14 protein-coding genes are annotated in these 18,642 nt (G+C 66.8%); 9 read left to right on the plus strand and 5 right to left on the minus strand.

The genetic code is table 11. The features are described from left to right. The first annotated feature begins 174 nt into the window (after positions 1–174). Genes Q8Q80_RS00990 through pelG form a run of 7 tightly spaced genes read left to right on the plus strand, consistent with a single transcriptional unit; the run spans position 175 to position 12,466 of the window. Complete coding sequence (locus Q8Q80_RS00990; RefSeq protein ID WP_305631138.1) at positions 175–2,916, plus strand: bifunctional glycoside hydrolase 114/ polysaccharide deacetylase family protein; 2,742 nt, start codon at positions 175–177, stop codon at positions 2,914–2,916. Next, positions 2,879–6,592 carry a tetratricopeptide repeat protein gene (locus tag Q8Q80_RS00995; RefSeq protein ID WP_305631139.1) on the plus strand — a complete coding sequence of 1,238 codons (3,714 nt, stop codon included), beginning with the start codon at positions 2,879–2,881 and terminating at the stop codon, positions 6,590–6,592. Before Q8Q80_RS00990 ends, Q8Q80_RS00995 begins: the two co-directional genes overlap by 38 nt. Positions 6,593–6,623: 31 nt before the next feature. Further along, on the plus strand, positions 6,624–7,151 hold the full coding sequence (locus tag Q8Q80_RS01000; protein ID WP_305631140.1) for a penicillin-binding protein activator LpoB: 528 nt from the start codon (positions 6,624–6,626) through the stop codon (positions 7,149–7,151). Next, positions 7,152–8,543, plus strand: coding sequence for a PelD GGDEF domain-containing protein (locus tag Q8Q80_RS01005; RefSeq protein WP_305631141.1), 1,392 nt, complete (start codon positions 7,152–7,154; stop codon positions 8,541–8,543). After that, a complete protein-coding gene (locus tag Q8Q80_RS01010; RefSeq protein WP_305631142.1) occupies positions 8,533–9,534 on the plus strand; it encodes a hypothetical protein in 1,002 nt (333 codons plus the stop codon). Before Q8Q80_RS01005 ends, Q8Q80_RS01010 begins: the two co-directional genes overlap by 11 nt. After that, a complete protein-coding gene (gene pelF, locus Q8Q80_RS01015; protein ID WP_305631143.1) occupies positions 9,531–11,096 on the plus strand; it encodes a GT4 family glycosyltransferase PelF in 1,566 nt (521 codons plus the stop codon). Before Q8Q80_RS01010 ends, pelF begins: the two co-directional genes overlap by 4 nt. Further along, positions 11,096–12,466 carry an exopolysaccharide Pel transporter PelG gene (gene pelG / locus Q8Q80_RS01020; protein WP_305631144.1) on the plus strand — a complete coding sequence of 457 codons (1,371 nt, stop codon included), beginning with the start codon at positions 11,096–11,098 and terminating at the stop codon, positions 12,464–12,466. The genes pelF and pelG overlap by 1 nt, the downstream gene beginning before the upstream one ends. Before the next feature lie 28 nt (positions 12,467–12,494). On the opposite strand, the gene Q8Q80_RS01025 is transcribed toward pelG, so the two are convergent. From Q8Q80_RS01025 to Q8Q80_RS01040, 4 genes are all read right to left on the minus strand, one after another. Beyond that, positions 12,495–13,406, minus strand: coding sequence for a transglutaminase family protein (locus Q8Q80_RS01025; RefSeq protein ID WP_305631145.1), 912 nt, complete (start codon positions 13,404–13,406; stop codon positions 12,495–12,497). 196 nt (positions 13,407–13,602) lie between these two features. Next, the gene (gene rsgA / locus Q8Q80_RS01030; protein WP_305631285.1) at positions 13,603–14,418 is read right to left on the minus strand and encodes a ribosome small subunit-dependent GTPase A; all 816 of its coding nucleotides are present in this window, start codon (positions 14,416–14,418) and stop codon (positions 13,603–13,605) included. A gap of 44 nt (positions 14,419–14,462) precedes the next feature. Beyond that, complete coding sequence (locus Q8Q80_RS01035; protein WP_305631146.1) at positions 14,463–14,798, minus strand: 4a-hydroxytetrahydrobiopterin dehydratase; 336 nt, start codon at positions 14,796–14,798, stop codon at positions 14,463–14,465. An 18-nt stretch (positions 14,799–14,816) separates the two neighbouring features. Further along, a complete protein-coding gene (locus Q8Q80_RS01040; RefSeq protein ID WP_305631147.1) occupies positions 14,817–16,049 on the minus strand; it encodes a M48 family metallopeptidase in 1,233 nt (410 codons plus the stop codon). 136 nt (positions 16,050–16,185) lie between these two features. On the opposite strand from Q8Q80_RS01040, the gene orn reads away from it, so the two are divergent. Next, a complete protein-coding gene (gene orn / locus Q8Q80_RS01045; RefSeq protein ID WP_305612859.1) occupies positions 16,186–16,734 on the plus strand; it encodes an oligoribonuclease in 549 nt (182 codons plus the stop codon). A gap of 4 nt (positions 16,735–16,738) precedes the next feature. Then, complete coding sequence (locus Q8Q80_RS01050; protein WP_305631148.1) at positions 16,739–18,355, plus strand: NAD+ synthase; 1,617 nt, start codon at positions 16,739–16,741, stop codon at positions 18,353–18,355. Here the strand turns inward: Q8Q80_RS01050 and Q8Q80_RS01055 are convergent. Continuing rightward, entirely contained in the window at positions 18,337–18,570 is a 234-nt protein-coding gene (locus Q8Q80_RS01055) for a response regulator (protein WP_305631286.1), read from the minus strand. The genes Q8Q80_RS01050 and Q8Q80_RS01055 overlap by 19 nt on opposite strands. Between the last annotated feature and the right edge of the window lie 72 nt (positions 18,571–18,642).

Genomic DNA, 18,642 nt, shown 5'->3' on the forward strand with positions numbered 1-18,642 from the left:
GCCGTCGTTAATCGGGATTCCAACCACGAACCTGTCCGGAGCATGTCCGCTCAAGCCGACTGGCACTGCGCACGCGCAACCGATGTGTGCGTTACACCGCATACCCTTGTGCCACGGGGGTTGCGAGGTGTTCTGTACTTCCTGCTGTGTCTGAGCGCTGCAAGCTTCGCATGCGTGGCTGCAGCGCGCGCAGCTGATCTGCCGTCCATCGCTTTGCACTATGGCAAGCAGGCGCCGCTGGCTTCGCTGAAGGCGTTCGACATTGCGGTAGTCGAACCCGACCACGGGTTCGATCCGGCCGCCTACCGTGCCGGCAAGGCAGGCGGTACCGGCGGTGAACTGTTCGCCTATGTCAGCGTCGGCGAAGTGCATCCGTCGCGCGGCTACGCCTCGCGCATTCCTGCAGCGTGGCGCATCGGCAGCAACACCGACTGGCAGTCCATCGTGATCGATCAGGCGCAGCCGGACTGGCCGGCCTTCTTCGCCGAACAGGTCATCGCACCGCTGTGGACGCGCGGCTACCGCGGCTTCTTTCTCGATACGCTCGATTCCTACCACCTGGTGAAGAACGCAGACGTTGCGGCACAGCAGGCCGGTCTGGTGGCGGTCATCCGCCTGATGCGAACGCGCTTTCCGGGCATCCGCCTCATCATGAACCGCGGCTTCGAAGTGCTGCCCGCGCTGCAGGGCGAGGTGTTTGCCGTGGCCGCCGAGTCGCTCTACCGCGGCTGGGACGCGAAGAAGAAACGCTATGTCGAGGTGTCGCAGGCGGATCGCGACTGGCTGCTTGGCCAACTCGTGGCGGCACGCGAGCAGCACGGCGCCGCAGTGCTGGCGATCGACTACGTGGCGCCGACAGACCGCGCGCTGGCGCGCGACACGGCCAAACGTATCCTGTCGCACGGCATCGTGCCCTATGTCACCGATGCGGCGCTCGAAACCACCGGCGTCGGCCTGATCGAAGTGCTGCCGCGCAAGGTGATGTTCCTCTACAACAGCCGTGAGTCGTCGCGCATCAACGCGTCGAGTGCGCATCGCTATGCTGAAATGCCGGTCAATCATCTGGGTTATGTGGCCGAGTATGTCGACGTCAATGGCAGCCTGCCGGACGTGGTGTCCGCCGGCGACTACGCCGGCGTCGTCGCCTGGTTCGATGGTTACGTTGCGCCGGATCGGACCGGCGCGCTGTCGAACTGGCTGGCCGCGCGCATCGCCGAAGGTACGCGGGTTGCGGTATTCGGCAGTTTCGGCTTCCAGCCAGCCGGCAGCTTCGTCCGCGCCGCGGGGCTCGAAGACGCCGGGCCGCCGAAAGGCGCGCTGAAGGTTGTCACCAGCGATGCGCTGATCGGCTACGAATCACCGGCACTTCCGGAGCGTCGGGGCGTCGAGGCGATACGGGTGTCGGCGCCCGGCGCACGGGCGCTGCTGCGCCTGTCGGACGCCAACGGCACGCACTACGACGCGGCGGCCTTCACCGCCTGGGGTGGCTATGTGCTGAACCCGTTCGTCGTGCGCGTGCTGCCGGGCGAGGACGAACAGTCGCGCTGGATCGTCGAACCTTTCGCCTTCATCCGTCAGGCGCTGGCGCTGCCCGCGCTGCCGGTCGCCGACACCACGACCGCGACCGGCCGCCGCATGTTCTTCGCCCACATCGACGGCGATGGCTTTCCGTCGCGTGCCGAAATGCCGGGCCGCCGTCTGGCCGCCGAAGTGCTGCTCGACGATGTGCTCAAGCGCTACGCGGTGCCGCATGCGATGTCCGTGATCGAGGTCGAAACCAGCCCTCAGGGCGCGTATCCGAAAGAGTCGCCGCTGATGGAAGAGGTGGCGCGCCGCATGTTCGCGTTGCCGCACGTCGAAATCGCGTCGCACAGCTACACGCACCCGTTCTTCTGGGACAGCGTGGAACGCGGCGAAGTGCGCGAGTCACTGCAGGGCTATTCACTGGCACCCAAGGGCTATGTGCCGAGCCTGCAGCGCGAAATACTGGGTTCGAGCGAATACATCCGCAGTCGTCTGGCACCGCCCGGCAAACCGGTCGGACTGATGTTGTGGACCGGCGATGCGTCGCCGACCGAAGCGGCGCTGGACATCGTCGACGCGGCAGGCATGGTGCAGATGAATGGCGGCTACACGGTGGCCACCCGCAACTACGCCAGTCTTGCCGCGGTGTCCGCGCTGGGGTCGTGGCAGGGCCGGCGCTTCCATGTGCATGCGCCGATCATGAACGAGAACGTCTATACGAACTTGTGGACCGGCCCGTTCTACGGCTTCCAGCGCGTCATCGAAACCTTCGACTACACCGGCGCGCCGCGCCGCCTGAAGCCGATCAACATCTACTACCACACGTATTCGGCCAGCAAGCGTGCGGCGCTCGACGCGCTGCACAAGGTGTACCGCCATGCGCTGGCGCAGGACGTTCACCCGGTCTTTCCGAGCGAGTACGTGCGCATCGCGATGAACTTCAACGATCTGGTGCTGGCGCGCTCGCTGGATGGCCAACGCTACCTGGTGCGCAATGCGCCGCATCTGCGCACGCTGCGCCTGCCGCCCGAACTGGGTTATCCGGATCTCGCCGCAGCGTCCGGTGTGGCCGGTTTCAACGCCGGGCCGGAAGGCCGCTATCTGCATCTGGCCGCCGAAGAGGCGAGCTTCGGCCTGCTGCCGACGGCGCCGGCGGCACCCGCGCTGTCGAGCAGCAACGGGCGCATCGCCGCCATGACGCGCGACGGCGACCGGCTGGTGCTGGACCTGCGGGCCCACGTACCGCTTGAATTCGTGCTCGCGAACATCGACCATTGCACCGCCAGCGCGGATGGCAAGGCGCTCAAGCCCTACCGCCGCGACGCAGCACTTTCACACTTCAGACTGACCGCGCATGCTGCGACGATCGAATTACGCTGCCGCCTCGCTTGAGCGGCCGCGGCTGGTCGCGCCGCATGTGCTGCTGGGCATCGCGCTGCTGGTGGCGCTGCTGCTGGTCGTGCTCTATCCGTATCGCGAGCTGGTGCAATACACGCTGAATGCGACCCGCGGCGACACGCTGACGATCGCCTATCTGCGCAATCTGCTGCGCACCGATCCGGACAATCCAGAATTGCGCCTGGCGCTGGTGCGACAGGCGCTGGCACGGCGCGACTACGACGGTGCGCGCCTCGCGCTCGCGCCCCTGCTGTCCGCTACGCCAGCCGGCGCTGCTGGCACCGAAGCGCGCTGGGTCGAATGGACGGTGTTCGAAAGCGAACTGCTGGCCAGCCTGCCCGGATCTGCACGGCGCGCCGAACTCGAGGCGACCTTGCCCGAAAAGTTGCGCCGCACCGTGCTGATCGATGGCCTGACCGACCAGAACCGCATGGCGCTGGTCGAACGTGCGCTGTCCTGGGGGCAGGCGGTGCTGGCGCTGGAATTGCTGTCGGGCTTCACGCGCGAAGGTGTGCGGCCCGACGCGCGCATCTATCGCGAGGCGGCGAAGGAATTGCTGGGTCATGGCGAATACCAGAACGCCGCGAAAATCCTGCTGCTGCTGCGTGCCGCCGAACCTGATCCCGCCAGCCGCCGCCAGCTCTACCTGCAGGCCATCCGCATACTGCAGTCGGGCAATCTGCTGGCGCTGGCGCTCGAAACGGCCGAACGCGAACTGGGCGAACTGTCGGGCGACACCGAAGTGCTGTACTACCTGGTCACGCTGGCGCGCGCCGCCAACCGTCCCGACGCGGCAGCGCGCTTTGCGCGCTCCATGCTGAAGCTGTCGCTGCAGCAGCAATTGCGCCGCATGCTGCTGGCGCAGTCGGGTTTCGACGCGCGGCCCTGGCGGGTGGCGACGAATGGCGCGCCCGAGCTGCCGTTCGACGACCGCATCTACACGCTCGGTTTCGAGGCCTTCCTCGGCAACCGCCAGCTCGACGACGCGCAGCGCGTCGCCGCATCGGCGGTGCGCCAGGCGCCCGACAGCATGATCTGGCGCGAGCGCCTGGCCACGTCGTCCGAGTGGTCCGGCAAGCCGCAGGAAGGGCTGGATCAGTGGCTGGTCATCGCCCGGCGCACCGGCCGCGAAGACGCGTGGGACGCAGTGCTGAGGCTGGCGCCCGGCCTGCTCGACGACGAGGCGCTGCTGGCCGGCCTGCGCCACCGCATTGCGCGCCAGCCCGGCGACAGCCGCCTGCTGAGCGCCATCATCGCCACCTATGAACGGCTCGGCAAACCGCGCGAGGGCATCGAATTCCTGCAGGGCGTGGGCGGTGCGAACCCGCCACTGCCGGTACTGGTTGCGCTGGCCGATCTGGCCGAGCGCGCAGCCGACATCGATCTCGCACTGGCCACGCTGGCGCGCATCGATGCCACCGCCACGCCGGACGTGCGTCGCACATCGCGCCGCGCGGGCCTGCTGATCTCACGCAATCGCTTCGATGAGGCCATGGCGGCGCTCGAAGCAGTCCGCCCGGCGGCCACCGACGCCGACCGTGATTACTGGCGACTGTATTCGTCGCTGGCACAGCTACTGCAGGACGACGACCGGGCGCGCGATGCGCTGGCCCGCATCACGCGCTTCGACGATGTCGAGGTGTCCGAACTGCAGGATCTGGTCGAACTGCTGCTGGATGTCGCACCGCTGCAGGCGGCGCGCGAAGCCGAGCGCGGCTGGCGCCTCCATGGCGATCGCGTGTGGCTGATGCGTACGCTGGATCTGTATGTGTTCACCGGCCGGCCGCAGGACATCGGCCGCATCATCGGTGAGCTGTCGGACGCCCAGCGGCGCGATGCGGAACGCCTTCCGCTGTTCCTGCAGATCCGTGCGCGCTGGCATCAGGCCGCGGGCCGCAAGGCGCAGGCGCTGGACGATTTCAGCGCCGCGCTGGCCATCGACCCGGGCTCGGTCGACGTGCGCTCGGCGCTGCTGTGGCTGTTCATCGACGGCAACGACACGCTGGCGCTGCGCGAACTGCTGGCGCGCCACGAACAGGCGTGGGCGCGCGAACCGCTGCTGCATGACGCGCTGGCTGCGTCCTGGCAGGCGTTGTCGCGCCCGCAGACTGCGCTCGAACGCTATCTGCTGCCGCGCATCGGCGCGCAGCGCGGCGACTTCCTGTGGATGATGAACGTTGCCGATGCACTGGAACAGAATCAGGAAACCGAGCGCGCCTGGCGGCTGCGCGAACAGCTGTGGCGCGCCGAACGGCCGAAGCTGCGCGTGCTGGCCGCCGACGACATCGCGCAGCTGCAGCGACTGGCGCGCGTGCGCCTGGCGCGCGCACAGCAGCCGGGTGACGCGTCGCATGCGCTGCTGCGCGAGGTGCTGCGGCTCGATCGAGCGCCCGATGGCGAATGGCTGCCCGCGGCGAAGGAACTGGCGCTGTCATGGTTCATCGATCATGGCGAGTACGAAGCGGTGCGCGGCTTTCTGTGGCACCAGTACGGTCGCGCGCTGAACCGTCCGCTGTGGGCCGACATCACGGCCGCGCTCGGTCAGGGCGACGTCGCGGCGGTCGGCGCGCTGCTCGAGCAGTGGGACGAACGCCTGCCGCGCTACGACCGCGTCAACAGCGCGCGTCTGGTCGGCGACGTGCGGCGTGCCCAGACAGCCGCCTTCGAAACGATGGACGCACAGCGCGACGACGCGCCGCTGCACCTGCAACTGAGCGACGCGCTGCTCGATTACGCCGACCGCTTCGACCTCGACATCGCACAGCGGGAACTGGCCGGCATCGACGAGCGCCAGCAGTCGGCCACGCTCGACATCGGTGTCGCGCCCGACCTGCGGTTCAGCGTCGAATTCGGCTCGATCACGCGCGGTCGCGGTGACAACGTCGATTTTTCGGCAGTGCCCGACGAACGCGAATACCTGCTCGGCCGGCTGGCCTGGGTGCACGATGATGGCGTGACCCGCATCACCGTCGGCCAGCGCGACGGCTTCGAAACGATTCATCCGTTCGCCATCGAGCGCGAGCAGCGCATCGACCGGCGCCTGTCCGGATCGCTGGGCATCGGCCTGAACATGCCGGCCACCGAAAACCTCGGCCTGCGCGTCGCCGGCATGCGCGACCAGGTCGAACTGCGCGGCACCTATCGCGTGTCGCGCTACGACCGCATCGGTCTGCAGCTGTCGCGCTACCGCTACCAGGCGCAGAACGATCTCGACATCGGCCGCGGCCGGCTGTGGCAGGCGGAATACGTGCACTCGATCCGCACCGAACTGCCCGACCTTGAAGTCAGTGCCTATGTGGCGGGCTACCGCTTCAATCCGTCCGACATTGATCTTGCCGATGCGCGTGCCGTAGATCTCAAGAACCGGCTGTTCTTCGCCAGTGCCGCCGACGCCACCGCGCTGCGGCCGCAAAGTTTCAACCTGCACGGCGTGCGCCTGACCCACAACGTGCGGCTGGTGCGCGACTACACCAAGGCGCTGCGGCCCTTCGGCTCGGTCGGCGTGCTCAACAACAGCGTGTCGGGTGCCGGTTACGACGTGGCATTCGGGCTGGCCGGCAGCGTGCTCGGCACCGATCATTTTTCGCTGTCCTGGCGACAGAACAAGGGCGGTGGCGGGCTGTTCGCGCGCACCACCGAATTTGCGCTTCACTACCGGCTGTTCTTCTGACGGCCGCCTTTCTAGAACAGGGAGATACACCATGACCCGCCTGATCCATCGCACTCTCGGCCTGCTGGCCTGCGTCACGCTGCTTGGCGGCTGTGCCGTCATCGACCACTCGCCGCCGTCCGGCGCCGACAAGAGCGCCGCCTGGGTGGTGCTGCCGTTCGCCAACGCGACCGAAACGCCGTTCGCCGGCCAGCGCGCCGAAAGCGTCACCGAAGGGCTGTTGCGTTCGCTCGGCGTGGCCAACCTGAAGCGCTACCCGGTGAGCCTGCAGAACGACAACCTGTTCGAATCCGGCAAGCCGAAGGACGCCGACAAGGCGATGGACTGGGCGAAGGAGCAGGGCGCGCGCTACGCGGTCACCGGCACCGTCGACGAGTGGCGCTACAAGGTCGGCGTCGATGGCGAACCGGCGGTGGGCGTGGCGCTGCAGATCGTCGAGATCGACGGCGGCAAGGTGGTGTGGAGCGGCGTCGGCGGCAAGAGCGGCTGGAGCCGCGAATCGCTGTCCGGCGTGGCGCAGGAACTGATCAAGTCGCTGCTCGTGCCGGCCCTGAAATAAATGAATCCGCGCGCGCCCGGCGAGAAGCCGGTCATCCGCCGTGTCGATGAGCCGCTGGTCCGGCGCATCATCGACCGCTTCACGCCGACCGGCTCCGGGGCCGGCGCATCGGCGCTGACCGAAACGCTGGTGCTGCCGGTGCTGGCACTGGCACTGGCGTTCTGGCTGAATCCGCTCGACCCCTTCTTCCTGCGCTCGCAGTTCGCGTGGGTGTGGCTGGGCCCGGTGCTGGTGGCGCTGCGCTACGGCCCGATACCGGGCCTGGCTGGCAGCGCCATCGTGTTCGGTGCCTGGTTCGTGTTCGCCGAGCTGGGCGTGGCGCTGGGCGAACTGCCCAAGCTGTACTTCCTCGGCTGGCTGATCACGGTGATGATCAGCGGCGAGTTCTCATCGCTGTGGCGTGGTCGCGTGCGGCGTGCCGAAAGCGTGCAGGCCTATCTCGAACAGCGGCTCGAATACCTGACGCACCAGCACTATCTGCTGCGCCTGTCGCATGACCGGCTGGAACAGGACCTCATTTCGCGCCCGGTGTCGATGCGCGATGCGCTGGTGAGCCTGCGCGGGCTGGCGTCGGCACCGGCGGCAGCGGGTACCTCGCTGCCCGGAGCAGCCGAACTGCTGCGGCTGGTGTCCCAGTACTGCCAGATCGAGCGCGCCGCCCTGTTGCAGGTCGATCAGAACGGCCATGCGGACGGTGCCGTGCCGGTTCATCTGGGCGCGCCTTTCGACATCGACATGGCGGACCCGCTGGTGGGCTTCGCCTGCGAACGTCGCCGCCTTGCCCACATTGCGCTTGATGAGGAACGCGCGCTCAGCGGCTCGCGCTACCTGGTCGTGGCGCCGCTGACCGACATGAGCGGCGACATGCGCGCGCTGCTGGTGGTCGACGGCATGCCGTTCTTCGCGCTGCATGACGAAACGCTGCAGATGCTCAACCTGCTGCTCGGCTATTACGCCGACGGCCTGTCGGCGAGCGAACTGGCGGCGCCGGTCCGCGCGGTGTACCCGGACTGCCCGCCCGACTTCGCCTTCGAACTGGCGCGCATGTGGCGCGTGCGAGTCGAATCCGGGGTGGCCAGTGCACTGGTCACGCTCGATTTTCCGGCCGCCGCGCCGGAAGACGATCTGGCGCTGCAGATCAGCCGCATCCAGCGTTCGCTCGACGTGGTCTGGCTGGTGCGCAGCGCTGCGGGTTCGCAGCTGATCACGCTGATGCCGCTCGCCGGCAGTGCGGCGGTCGAAGGTTATCTCGCGCGCATCGATGCCTGGCTGGCGCAGCACCGCAACGGCGGGCTGGATGCGAGCGGCGTCGGCAGCCGCATCAATCTGATCGATACCGTGGAACCGCTGACGCTGCTCGAACGGCTGCTGAAAGGCCGCCATGGGCGCTAGCAAATTCGGCCTGATGGCCCTGCTGACCGAGCTGGGCGCGCTGCAGGCGCTGCTTGTGATCGAGCATGCCGATCAGGCCTTGCTGGCCTACCTGGCGATTCACGCGCCGGCCAGCGGCCTGCTTGCGCTTGCCGTCTACCTGCTGATTCCGGCGCAGCAATCGAAGCCGCGCGCCAGCGTGCTGGCGCTGCTGTTCAGCTGCATCTTCTTCGTGCCGCTGCTCGGTTTCGTCGGCGTGGTCATCGGTGCGCTGTTGCGCCACCTGCTGCCGCGGCTGCGTGCGCCGCAGCGGTTCACCGCGGTGCGCCTGCCCGATCTCGATACGCACGAAAGCAGCGAAAAGTCGTCCACCGGATTCCGCCAGGCCGGCGTACGCCAGTTCCTGAAGAACGAACGTGCGCCGGTGCCGCAGCGCCTGCGCGCGATGGTGGCGCTGTCGCACGCGCCGTCGCGCATCGGCTCGCCGGTGCTGCGCGAACTGCTGGGCGATGCCGAAGACGACCTGCGCCTGCTCGCCTATGGCCTGCTCGACGGACGCGAGAAGCAGCTCAACGCCTCCATCCACGATGCGCGCCAGCGCCTCGCGGCCAGCCGCGACGTCGCGGAACGCAGCACGGTCGCGCATCAGCTCGCCGCGCTGTACTGGGAACTCATCTATCAGGGTCTGGTGCAGGGCGACCTGCTGGATTACGCGGTCGGCGAAGCGCTGCGCCACACCGAAACCGCGCTGCAGGGGCTGACCGATGACCCGGCGCTGCACCTGCAGCACGGCCGGTTGCTGCAGCAGCTGCAACGCTTCGACGAAGCCGACACCGCCTACCGGCGCGCGCGCGAACTGGGCCTGCCCGCGTCGCGCGTGGTGCCCTATCTGGCCGAACTGGCGTTCGCCCGGCGCGACTACGCGCGGGTGAAAACCCTGCTGGCAAGCATGCAGGACTGGGAAGGCCTCTCGCGCCTGCAACCGGTGCTGCGTTTCTGGGGACATGCATGAACGCGCTGACAAAACCCGCGGGCGTCGATGTGGCGCTGCTGCTCGAAGGCACGTTTCCGTACGTGTCGGGTGGCGTGTCGAGCTGGGTGAACCAGATCATCCGCGCTTTTCCCGACCTCACGTTCGCCGTGGTGTTCATTGGCAGCCGGCGCAGCGATTACGGCGACATGCGCTACACGCTGCCGGACAACGTGAAGCACATCGAAACCCACTACCTGCATGACGACCTGGGCAGCGCCAGCGCACATGACCGCAAGACCGGCATGGCGGGCGACACCGAAGGCTTCGCCCGCATGGCGGCCCTGCACGACACCTTCCGCAGTGGTGGTGACGCGCTCGACCTGTTCGGCGCGGCGTGCCGCGAAATCAGTCCGGGCGGCCGGGTCAGCCTCGATGACTTCCTGCGCAGCGAAGCCTCGTGGGACATCGTGACCGACCGCTACCGCAAGTACTGCAGCGACCCCAGCTTCGTCGACTATTTCTGGACCGTGCGCATCATGCACCAGCCGCTGTGGCAGCTCGCGCGCGTCGCGCACGGGCTGATTCCGGCGAAGGTCTATCACAGCGTATCGACCGGATACGCCGGCTTCCTCGGCGCCATGCTGGCGCAATCGACCGGCCGGCCGCTGGTGCTGTCGGAGCACGGCATCTACACCAAGGAACGCAAGATCGACCTGTACCAGAACGAGTGGATACGGGACAACCGCAACGTGTTCCAGAAGGACGCGTCCGAACTGAGCTATTTCCGCCAGCTGTGGATACGCTTTTTCGAATGGCTGGGCCGGCTGACCTATGGCGCGGCCGACCCCATCATCGCGCTGTATGAAATCAACCGTTTGCGCCAGGTCGCCGACGGGGCCGACACCGCGCGCACGCGCAACATTCCGAATGGCGTGGCGATCCACAAGCTGGCGCCGCTGCGCGACAAGCGGCCCGACAGCGTTCCGCCGGTGCTGTGCCTGATCGGGCGCGTGGTGCCGATCAAGGACATCAAGACCTTCATCCGTGCGATGCGTCGCGTCGTGAACCGCATGCCCGAGGCGCAGGGCTGGATCGCCGGCCCGGCCGAAGAAGATCCGGCCTATGCCGAAGAGTGCCGCAACCTGGTCGACAGTCTGGGCCTGAACGACAACGTGCGCTTTCTCGGCATGCAGAAGATCGACGAATTGATGCCGAAGATCGGTCTGGTCGTGCTGTCGTCGATTTCCGAGGCGCTGCCGCTGGTGCTGCTGGAAGGCTATGCCGCGGGCGTGCCGGCGGTGTCGACCGATGTGGGCTCGTGCCGGCAACTGATGTACGGGCTGGGTGAGGACGACGAGGCGCTCGGTGCGGCCGGCCGCGTGGTCGGCATTGCCGACCCGCAGGCGCTGGCCGATGCGGCGCTCGAACTGCTCGGTGATCCGGTCGCCTGGGCATCCGCGCAGCAGGCCGGCATCGCGCGCGTCGAACGCTACTACAGCGACACGCAGATGTTCGACCGCTATCGCGAGGTCTACACGCAGGCGCTGGCGCGCGAGGGGCGCACCGCCGGTGGCTGCCCGTTCGGGCACGGAGCGCGCTGATGGCCGGCATCGGTTTCGAACTGCGCAAACTGCTCAAGAAGGACAGCCTGCTCGGGCTGGCGCAGGCCTACAGCTACGCCGGCGTGATCGGCTCCGGACCGTGGGTGCTGTCCATCGTCGGCATCCTGATGGTCGGTCTGCTGTCGCGCGCCGTCGTGGTGCCCGAATTCCTGGTCACGCAGTTCCAGGTGTCGGTGACCTATCTCATCGCCACCTCGCTCATCCTGACCGGCCTCGTGCAGCTGGCGTTCACCCGTTTCGTGTCGGACCGCCTGTTCGAGAAGCGCGACGACATCATCATGTCGAACTTCAACGGTTTGCTGCTGTGGGTGATCGCGCTGGCCGGCATCATCGGGCTGGTGCTGGCGTTCACGCTGTTTTCCGGCCTGTCGGTCGCCTACCGGCTGCTGATGCTGTCGGGCTTCGTGCTGCTGTGCGGCATCTGGGTCGCCACGATCTTCCTGTCCGGGCTCAAGATGTACCGCGCCATCCTGCTGCTGTACGCACTGGGTTACGCGATCACCGTCACCGCTGCGCTGCTGGCCCGGCCGTGGGGGCTGGAAGGCCTGCTCGGCGGCTTCGTGCTCGGCCATTTCGTATTGCTCGTCGGCATGTGGATCATGACGTCGTGGCACTACCGCTCGGCGGTCACCATCTCGTACGAATTCGCCGACCGCAGCACGCGCTATCCGACGCTGATGGCGATCGGCCTGCTGTACAACCTCGGCGTGTGGGCCGACAAGTTCATGTTCTGGAGCTGGCCGGAAACGTCGGACGCCATCATCGGGCCGCTGCGCGCCTCGGTCATCTACGATCTGCCGGTGTTCATGGCCTACCTGTCCATCATTCCCGGCATGGCGGTGTTCCTGGTGCGCATCGAAACCGATTTCGTCGAGTACTACGATCGTTTTTTCGATGCGGTGCGCGCTGGCGGATCGCTCGAATACATCGAGGACATGCGCGACGAAATGGTCTATTCGATCCGCCAGGGCCTGGCCGAGATCGGCAAGATCCAGACGCTGGCCATGCTGGCGGCCATCGTGGCCGGCCCGGCCGTATTCGCGCTGCTGGAGATTTCCGAGCTCTATCTGCCGCTGCTGTACATCCAGACGCTGGCAGCCAGTCTGCAGGTCGGCCTGCTGGCGCTGCTGAACGTGTTCTTCTATCTGGACCAGCGCCGGCTCATTCTTGGCCTGTGCGCCTTCTTCTGCGTGTCGAACATCGTGTTCACCGCGCTGTTCTTCAAGCTGGGTGCCAGCTTCTACGGCTACGGCTATGCGTTGTCGGTGCTGCTGACGCTGCTGTTCGGCCTGTATGCGCTCGACCGCAAGCTCGGTCGGCTGGAATACGAAACCTTCATGCTGCAGTGATCGCAGGACCGGACATCGGCCCTGAAAATCAGGCCTGACGCCGTCCGTCCTGCTCGGCCAGTGATCCGCCGCGCGTCAGGTCTGGCGCGGCGGTCGAAATCGCGCGCAGCGCGTCCGAAGCGTCGGATTGCATGTCGCTGGCGTCGCACAGCGTCGTGATCTGCAGACGGCCACCCGTCTGCTGCGCCTCGCCCTGCATGCTGATGGCCGGCAGGTCGCTGGCGTCACGTCCGGTGCCGATGCGGATCAGACGGCCGATCGGCGCCGTGCCGGTCGGGTCGAACAGATACCAGCGATCTCCCAGAAACACCTCGATGCAGCAGTGCAGACCGGACAGCCCCTGCGCCGCGCTGCTGCCCGGCCCGGTCACGCTGACCAGCCGCGCCGGGATGTAGAGCGCACGGCACAGCGCAATCGCCAGATGGGCAAAGTGTTCGCTTGCGCCGCTCTTGTCCAGCAAGGTGTCCATGACCGACTTGTCGGCACCGGCCTGGGCCGGGTCGAAGCAGGTGCGATCGCGCACGCACTCGCACAGTGTGGCCACGCGCCCATAGCCGGGCTTCATGCGGCCGAAGGTGCGGAAGGCCAGATGGGTCAGCGGCTCGGTCGGGCAGAACGGGCTTTCGTGCAGGAAGGGCAGTACATCGAACGGCAGTTCGGCGACACCGATCTCGGCCAGCGCGGCCGGGTCGGCCAGGTGATGCGTGGTCAGCACGCGCGCCGAGTAGTCGATTTCGAGCGGCCCGGGCGGCGCCTGCACGTGCAGTACGCGCTGGCCGAGGCGGCCATTGACGATGCGGCTGCGGGCGCCGAGCGACGACACCAGCGACTCGCCGCTCACCTTTTGCTGGGGTGTGGCGGCGGGCAGGATGCGCAGCGCTAGACTGCCCGCGGTGCCGACGTCGTAACGCAGTGAAACAGTGACGTTCATCCTGGGCATGGGTACGGCTCCGGTATCGAATTGATGCGACCGGCCGGATGCTAGACGTGCAGGGTGCACAAGGCTGTAGGACGGGGACTACCCGCCTCCGGGCGGGACCCGGAACGGAAGATTTCTGCACAGGGCGCCGGTCCCAGGTCAGAACTGGATGAGAAAAGCGATCAGGAAACGGATCAGGAAACCGACCAGAACCGGTTCAATACAGCGGCCGCTGCAGTTCGCTCCGCAGGATGCGGTAGAGCGACATGCGTCCGGGGGCGACGTTGTCGCGCAGCGCGCAGTCGGGCTCGCGGTCGTGCGCGCAGTCGCGGAAGCGGCACTTGCCGAGCCAGGGACGGAAGTCGACGAAGGCGTATTCCAGCGCCGGCACGTCGAGGTGCGACAGGCCGAATTCCTGCAGGCCGGGGCTGTCGATCAGTTCGCCGCCGCCCGGCAGTTCGTACAGGCGGGCGTAGGTCGTGGTGTGCTTGCCGGAATCGAGCGCAGCCGATATTTCGCGCGTCGCTGCCGCGGCACCGGGGATCAGCGCGTTCACCAGTGTCGACTTGCCCATCCCCGACTGGCCGATGAACACGTTCAGCCGGCCCTTCAGATGGCTGGCGAGCAGCGACACGTCCTGCTTCGCCGACAGCTCGAGCACCGTGTAGCCCATGGCGGCGAAGCCGGCGAGTTGCGCGCGGGCGCCCGCAAGACCTTCGGCGAGGTCGCACTTGTTGAGCACGATCAGGCCGTCGACGTCCTGCGCACCGATCGCAATGAGGATGCGCGCCACCAGATCGGCGTTGAAGCCGGGTTCGGTCGCGGTGACGATCACCACCTGGTCAACGTTGGCGGCGACCGTCTTCTGCTTGAAGGCATCCTTGCGGTAGAGCAGGCTGCGCCGTTCGTGAATGCGTTCGATGCGCGCCTGATCGGCCTGCAGCGACAGCTCGACCCGGTCACCGCAGGCGACTTCGGAACGTTTGCCGCGCGGAAAGGCCTGCAGCACCTGTCCGTCGTCGAGCCGAACCATGTAGTGCCGGCCGTGCGCCGACACGACGCGACCTGCAACGGTGTTCAAAGGTCGCGCATCGCTTCGATGCGGGCGGCGCAGATCAGGTCATTGATGGACACGCCGCGCACGCTGTGCGTCGTGAACACCACGCGCACCCGGTTGAAGCCGAACATGATGTCCGGGTGATGATCTTGGGCTGCCGCCAGTGCCGCCACCTGGTTCACGAACGCAACCACCTGCGCGTAATCGGCGAACTGGAAGTCCTTGGAAATGTGGTTGTCCGCCTCGATCCAGCCCGGCACGCTGCGCAGGTGGGTGGCCAGGGTGTCGCCGGTCAGTCTCTTGTGCGCGCCTTTCTGCGGCGTGCAGTGCTGCTGGGCAAGTTCGTGTGCGTTCATGAATGAAGGTCGTGGCAGTCAGAGCGTCTGCAGTTTCGCCACGCGCAATGCGGCGGGCGGGTGCGAATCATAGAAGCTGGAGTACAGCGGATCGGGCGTCAGCGTCGAGGCGTTGTCGCGGTACAGCTTGACCAGCGCCGACACCAGCCAGCCGGAGCGGGTCTGCGCCGCGGCATAGGCATCGGCTTCGAATTCATGCTTGCGCGACATCAGCGACATGATGGGCGACAGCGGGAAGGAGAACACGGGCATCACCAGCGCGAACAGCATCAGCGCGATCACGTTGCCCTCGCTGCTCACCCCCAGCTGCGCGTAGAACCACGGCTGGTCGATCAGCCAGCCGAGCAGGGCGAAGAAGGCCAGACTGCCGCCGCCGATCAGCGCCACGCGCTTCCAGATGTGGTGGTGCTTGTAGTGGCCCAGTTCGTGCGCCAGCACGGCTTCGATCTCGTCGCCGCCGAGCCGGTTGAGCAGGGTGTCGAAGAACACGATGCGCTTGCCCTTGCCGAAGCCGGTGAAGTAGGCGTTGCCGTGCGCCGAGCGGCGCGAGCCGTCCATGACGAACAGGCCGTCGGCGCGGAAACCGCAGCGCTCGAGCAGGCCTTCGATGCGGCTGCGCAGCTCGCCGTCCGGCATCGGCTCGAACTTGTTGAACAGCGGCGCGATCAGCGTCGGGTACAGCAGCATCGCGGCCAGACTGAACGCCAGCCAGAACGCCCAGGCGTACACCCACCAGGCACTGCCCAGGCTGTCCATGATCCACAGTACCGCGGCCAGCACCGGCGCGCCGATGGCGGCCGCCACCAGCCCGTGCTTGATCAGGTCGCCGAAGAACATGGCGGGCGTCATCTTGTTGAAGCCGAAGCGCGCTTCGATGACGAAGGTGCGGTACAGCGTGAAGGGCAGATCGATCACGCCGGACGCCAGGGTCAGCACGCCGACGAACACCAGGTCGCGCAGCAGGCCGTCGCCGGCAAGGCTTCCGGCAAGGTTGTAGAACCACTGCAGGCCGCCGCCCAGCGTCAGCACCAGCAGCCACAGTGCGCTCACCACCACGTCCGCGCGGGCAAGGCTCACGCGCGCAATCGTGTAGTCGGCCGCTTTCTGGTGGGCGTCCAGCGGAATGCTGTCGCGGAAGGCCTGCGGCACTTCGGCGCGGTGCGCCGCGATGTGCGCGCGGTGGCGGGTCGCGAGCCACAGGCGCACGCCGGTGGTCAGCACGAGTGCAAGGATGAAGATTTCGGTCAGCATGATGGAGAGCCTCGGGTGGATGCGGTTCCTGTCGGCACTCCGATTTAGACGGAGTCCAGGTCACCTGAGTGTGACAAAATCAGGCCGATCCGCGTTCGGACGAACGCATTAATCCCGCTTGGAAATTTTCTCGATTATGGCACAGGACCCCACCTACCTCGTCTGGCTGGACATGGAAATGACCGGTCTCTATCCGGACAGCGACCGCGTCATCGAACTGGCCTGCGTGGTCACCGACGCGCATCTGGAAGTGGTCGCCGAAGGGCCGGTGATTGTCGTGCACCAGTCCGACGAAGTGCTCGCCGGCATGGACAAATGGAATACCAGCACGCACGGCAAGTCCGGCCTGACCGAGCGCGTGCGCGCCTCGACCGTTACCGAAGCGGCCGCCGAAACCGACATGATCGCGTTTCTGAGCCAGTACCTGCCCGAGCGCACCAGCCCGATCTGCGGCAATTCGATCTGTCAGGACCGCCGCTTCCTCGCCCGCCACATGCCGCAGCTCGAAGCCTGGTTCCACTACCGCAATCTCGACGTGTCGGCGCTGAAGGAGCTGTGCAAGCGCTGGCGGCCCGAGCTCGCGGCGCAGTTCAAGAAGGCGCAGCGGCACGAAGCGCTGGCCGACATCTACGAATCGATCGACGAACTGAAGTTCTACCGCGAACACTTCCTGCGCATGGAGTGAGGCCATGAGCACCCTCCGCATTGCGGTTGCGCAGATCAACTGCGTGGTCGGCGACCTCGACCACAACGCCCGCCTGATTCTCGACGCCGCGCAGCGCGCGGTGGAGCAGGGCGCCCGGCTGCTGCTGACACCCGAACTGGCGCTGTGCGGCTATCCGCCGGAAGACCTGCTGCTGCGGCCGGACTTCATCCGTGGCTGTGCCGCCGCGCTGGCGCGTCTGGCAGCCGAAGCGCCGGCCGGCCTTGCGCTGCTGGTCGGGCATCCGCACGCGACGGGCGATCGCCTGTACAACGCCGCCAGTGTCGTGCGGGGCGGCCGCGTTGAAGCGACCTATTTCAAGCAGCGCCTGCCCAATTACGAAGTGTTCGACGAACAGCGTTATTTCGACGAAGGCACGGCCCCGCTGGTGTTTGAAGTTGCCGGCGTGAAGGTCGGCGTGAACATCTGCGCCGACGTGTGGGAAGCCGGCGCGCCGGAAGCCGCGGCGGCGGCGGGTGCCCAGCTGCTGGCCGTGCTCAACGCCTCGCCCTACCACGTCGACAAGCCGGTCACGCGCGAACAGGTGCTGGCCGAACGCGTGCTCGCGACCGGCATGCCCGCGGTGTACTGCAATCTGGTCGGCGGTCAGGACGAACTGGTGTTCGACGGCGCCTCGTTCGCGCTCGACCGGCTCGGCCGCCTCGCCTGGCGCGCGCCGCATTGCCGCGAACACTTCGCCACGGTCGAATTCAGCGAGGGCGACATCGTCGCCCAGCCGCTGGCGCCGGTCACGCCGGTCGAGCAGGACTGTTACGAAACGCTGGTGCTGGGCGTGCGCGACTACCTCGGCAAGAACGGCTTCAAGCAGGCGCTGATCGGCCTGTCGGGTGGCGTCGATTCCGCACTGACGCTGTGCATCGCTGTCGATGCGATCGGCGCCGCGAACGTGCGCGCCGTCATGATGCCGTCGCCCTACACCGCGCAGATGAGCCTCGACGACTCGCGCGAACTGGTGCGCAATCTGGGCGTGCGCTACGACGAAGTGTCCATCGCCCCGGCCATGGCCACTTTCGAGCAGATGTTGAAGCCGCTGTTCGGCGACGCTGCGGCCGACACCACCGAAGAAAACGTGCAGGCACGCGCCCGCATGATCATGCTGATGGCGCTCTCCAACAAGACCGGCGCCATCGTGCTCACCACCGGCAACAAGAGCGAAATGGCCGTCGGCTATTCCACGCTCTACGGCGACCTGGCAGGCGGTTTCGCGGTGATCAAGGACATCTACAAGACCTTCGTCTATCGCCTGTGCGCCTGGCGCAACAGCCAGCGCCCCGACATCCCCGACAACATCCTGACCCGCGCCCCGTCCGCCGAACTGCGCCCCGACCAGACCGACCAGGACAGCCTGCCGCCCTACGAAACCCTCGATGCCATCATCCAGGCCTACATGGAGCGCGACGAATCACCGCGCGAAATCATCGCTCAGGGTTTTGCCGAAGCGGATGTGAAGCGGGTGATCGGGTTGCTGAAGCGCAATGAGTACAAGCGCAGACAGGCGCCGCCGGGGGTGAGGGTGACGGAACGGGGGTTCGGGAAGGATTGGCGGTATCCCATCACCAGTCGCTATGTCGACGAAACCTGAGCAAGCTTCTCGGCCATCTGAGCAAAGTTGATCGGCTTGGCCAGAAAGTCGTCCATGCCGGCGTCGATGCACTTGCGGCGGTCGGTGTCGAAGGCGTTGGCGGTCAGCGCGATGATGCGCGGCTGCGCTCCGGCGTGTGCGCGGATGGCGCGGGTGGCTCCGAGGCCGTCCATCGCCGGCATGCTCATGTCCATCAGGAACACGTCGTGGCGCAGCCGCCTTGATGACTGCGTCCATCAGTTCGGGCGAGTAACGCGCCTAACGGCGCTGTCAGTGAGGCTTGAAGC

The organism is Methyloversatilis sp. (genome assembly GCF_030698125.1).
Lineage (GTDB): Bacteria > Pseudomonadota > Gammaproteobacteria > Burkholderiales > Rhodocyclaceae > Methyloversatilis.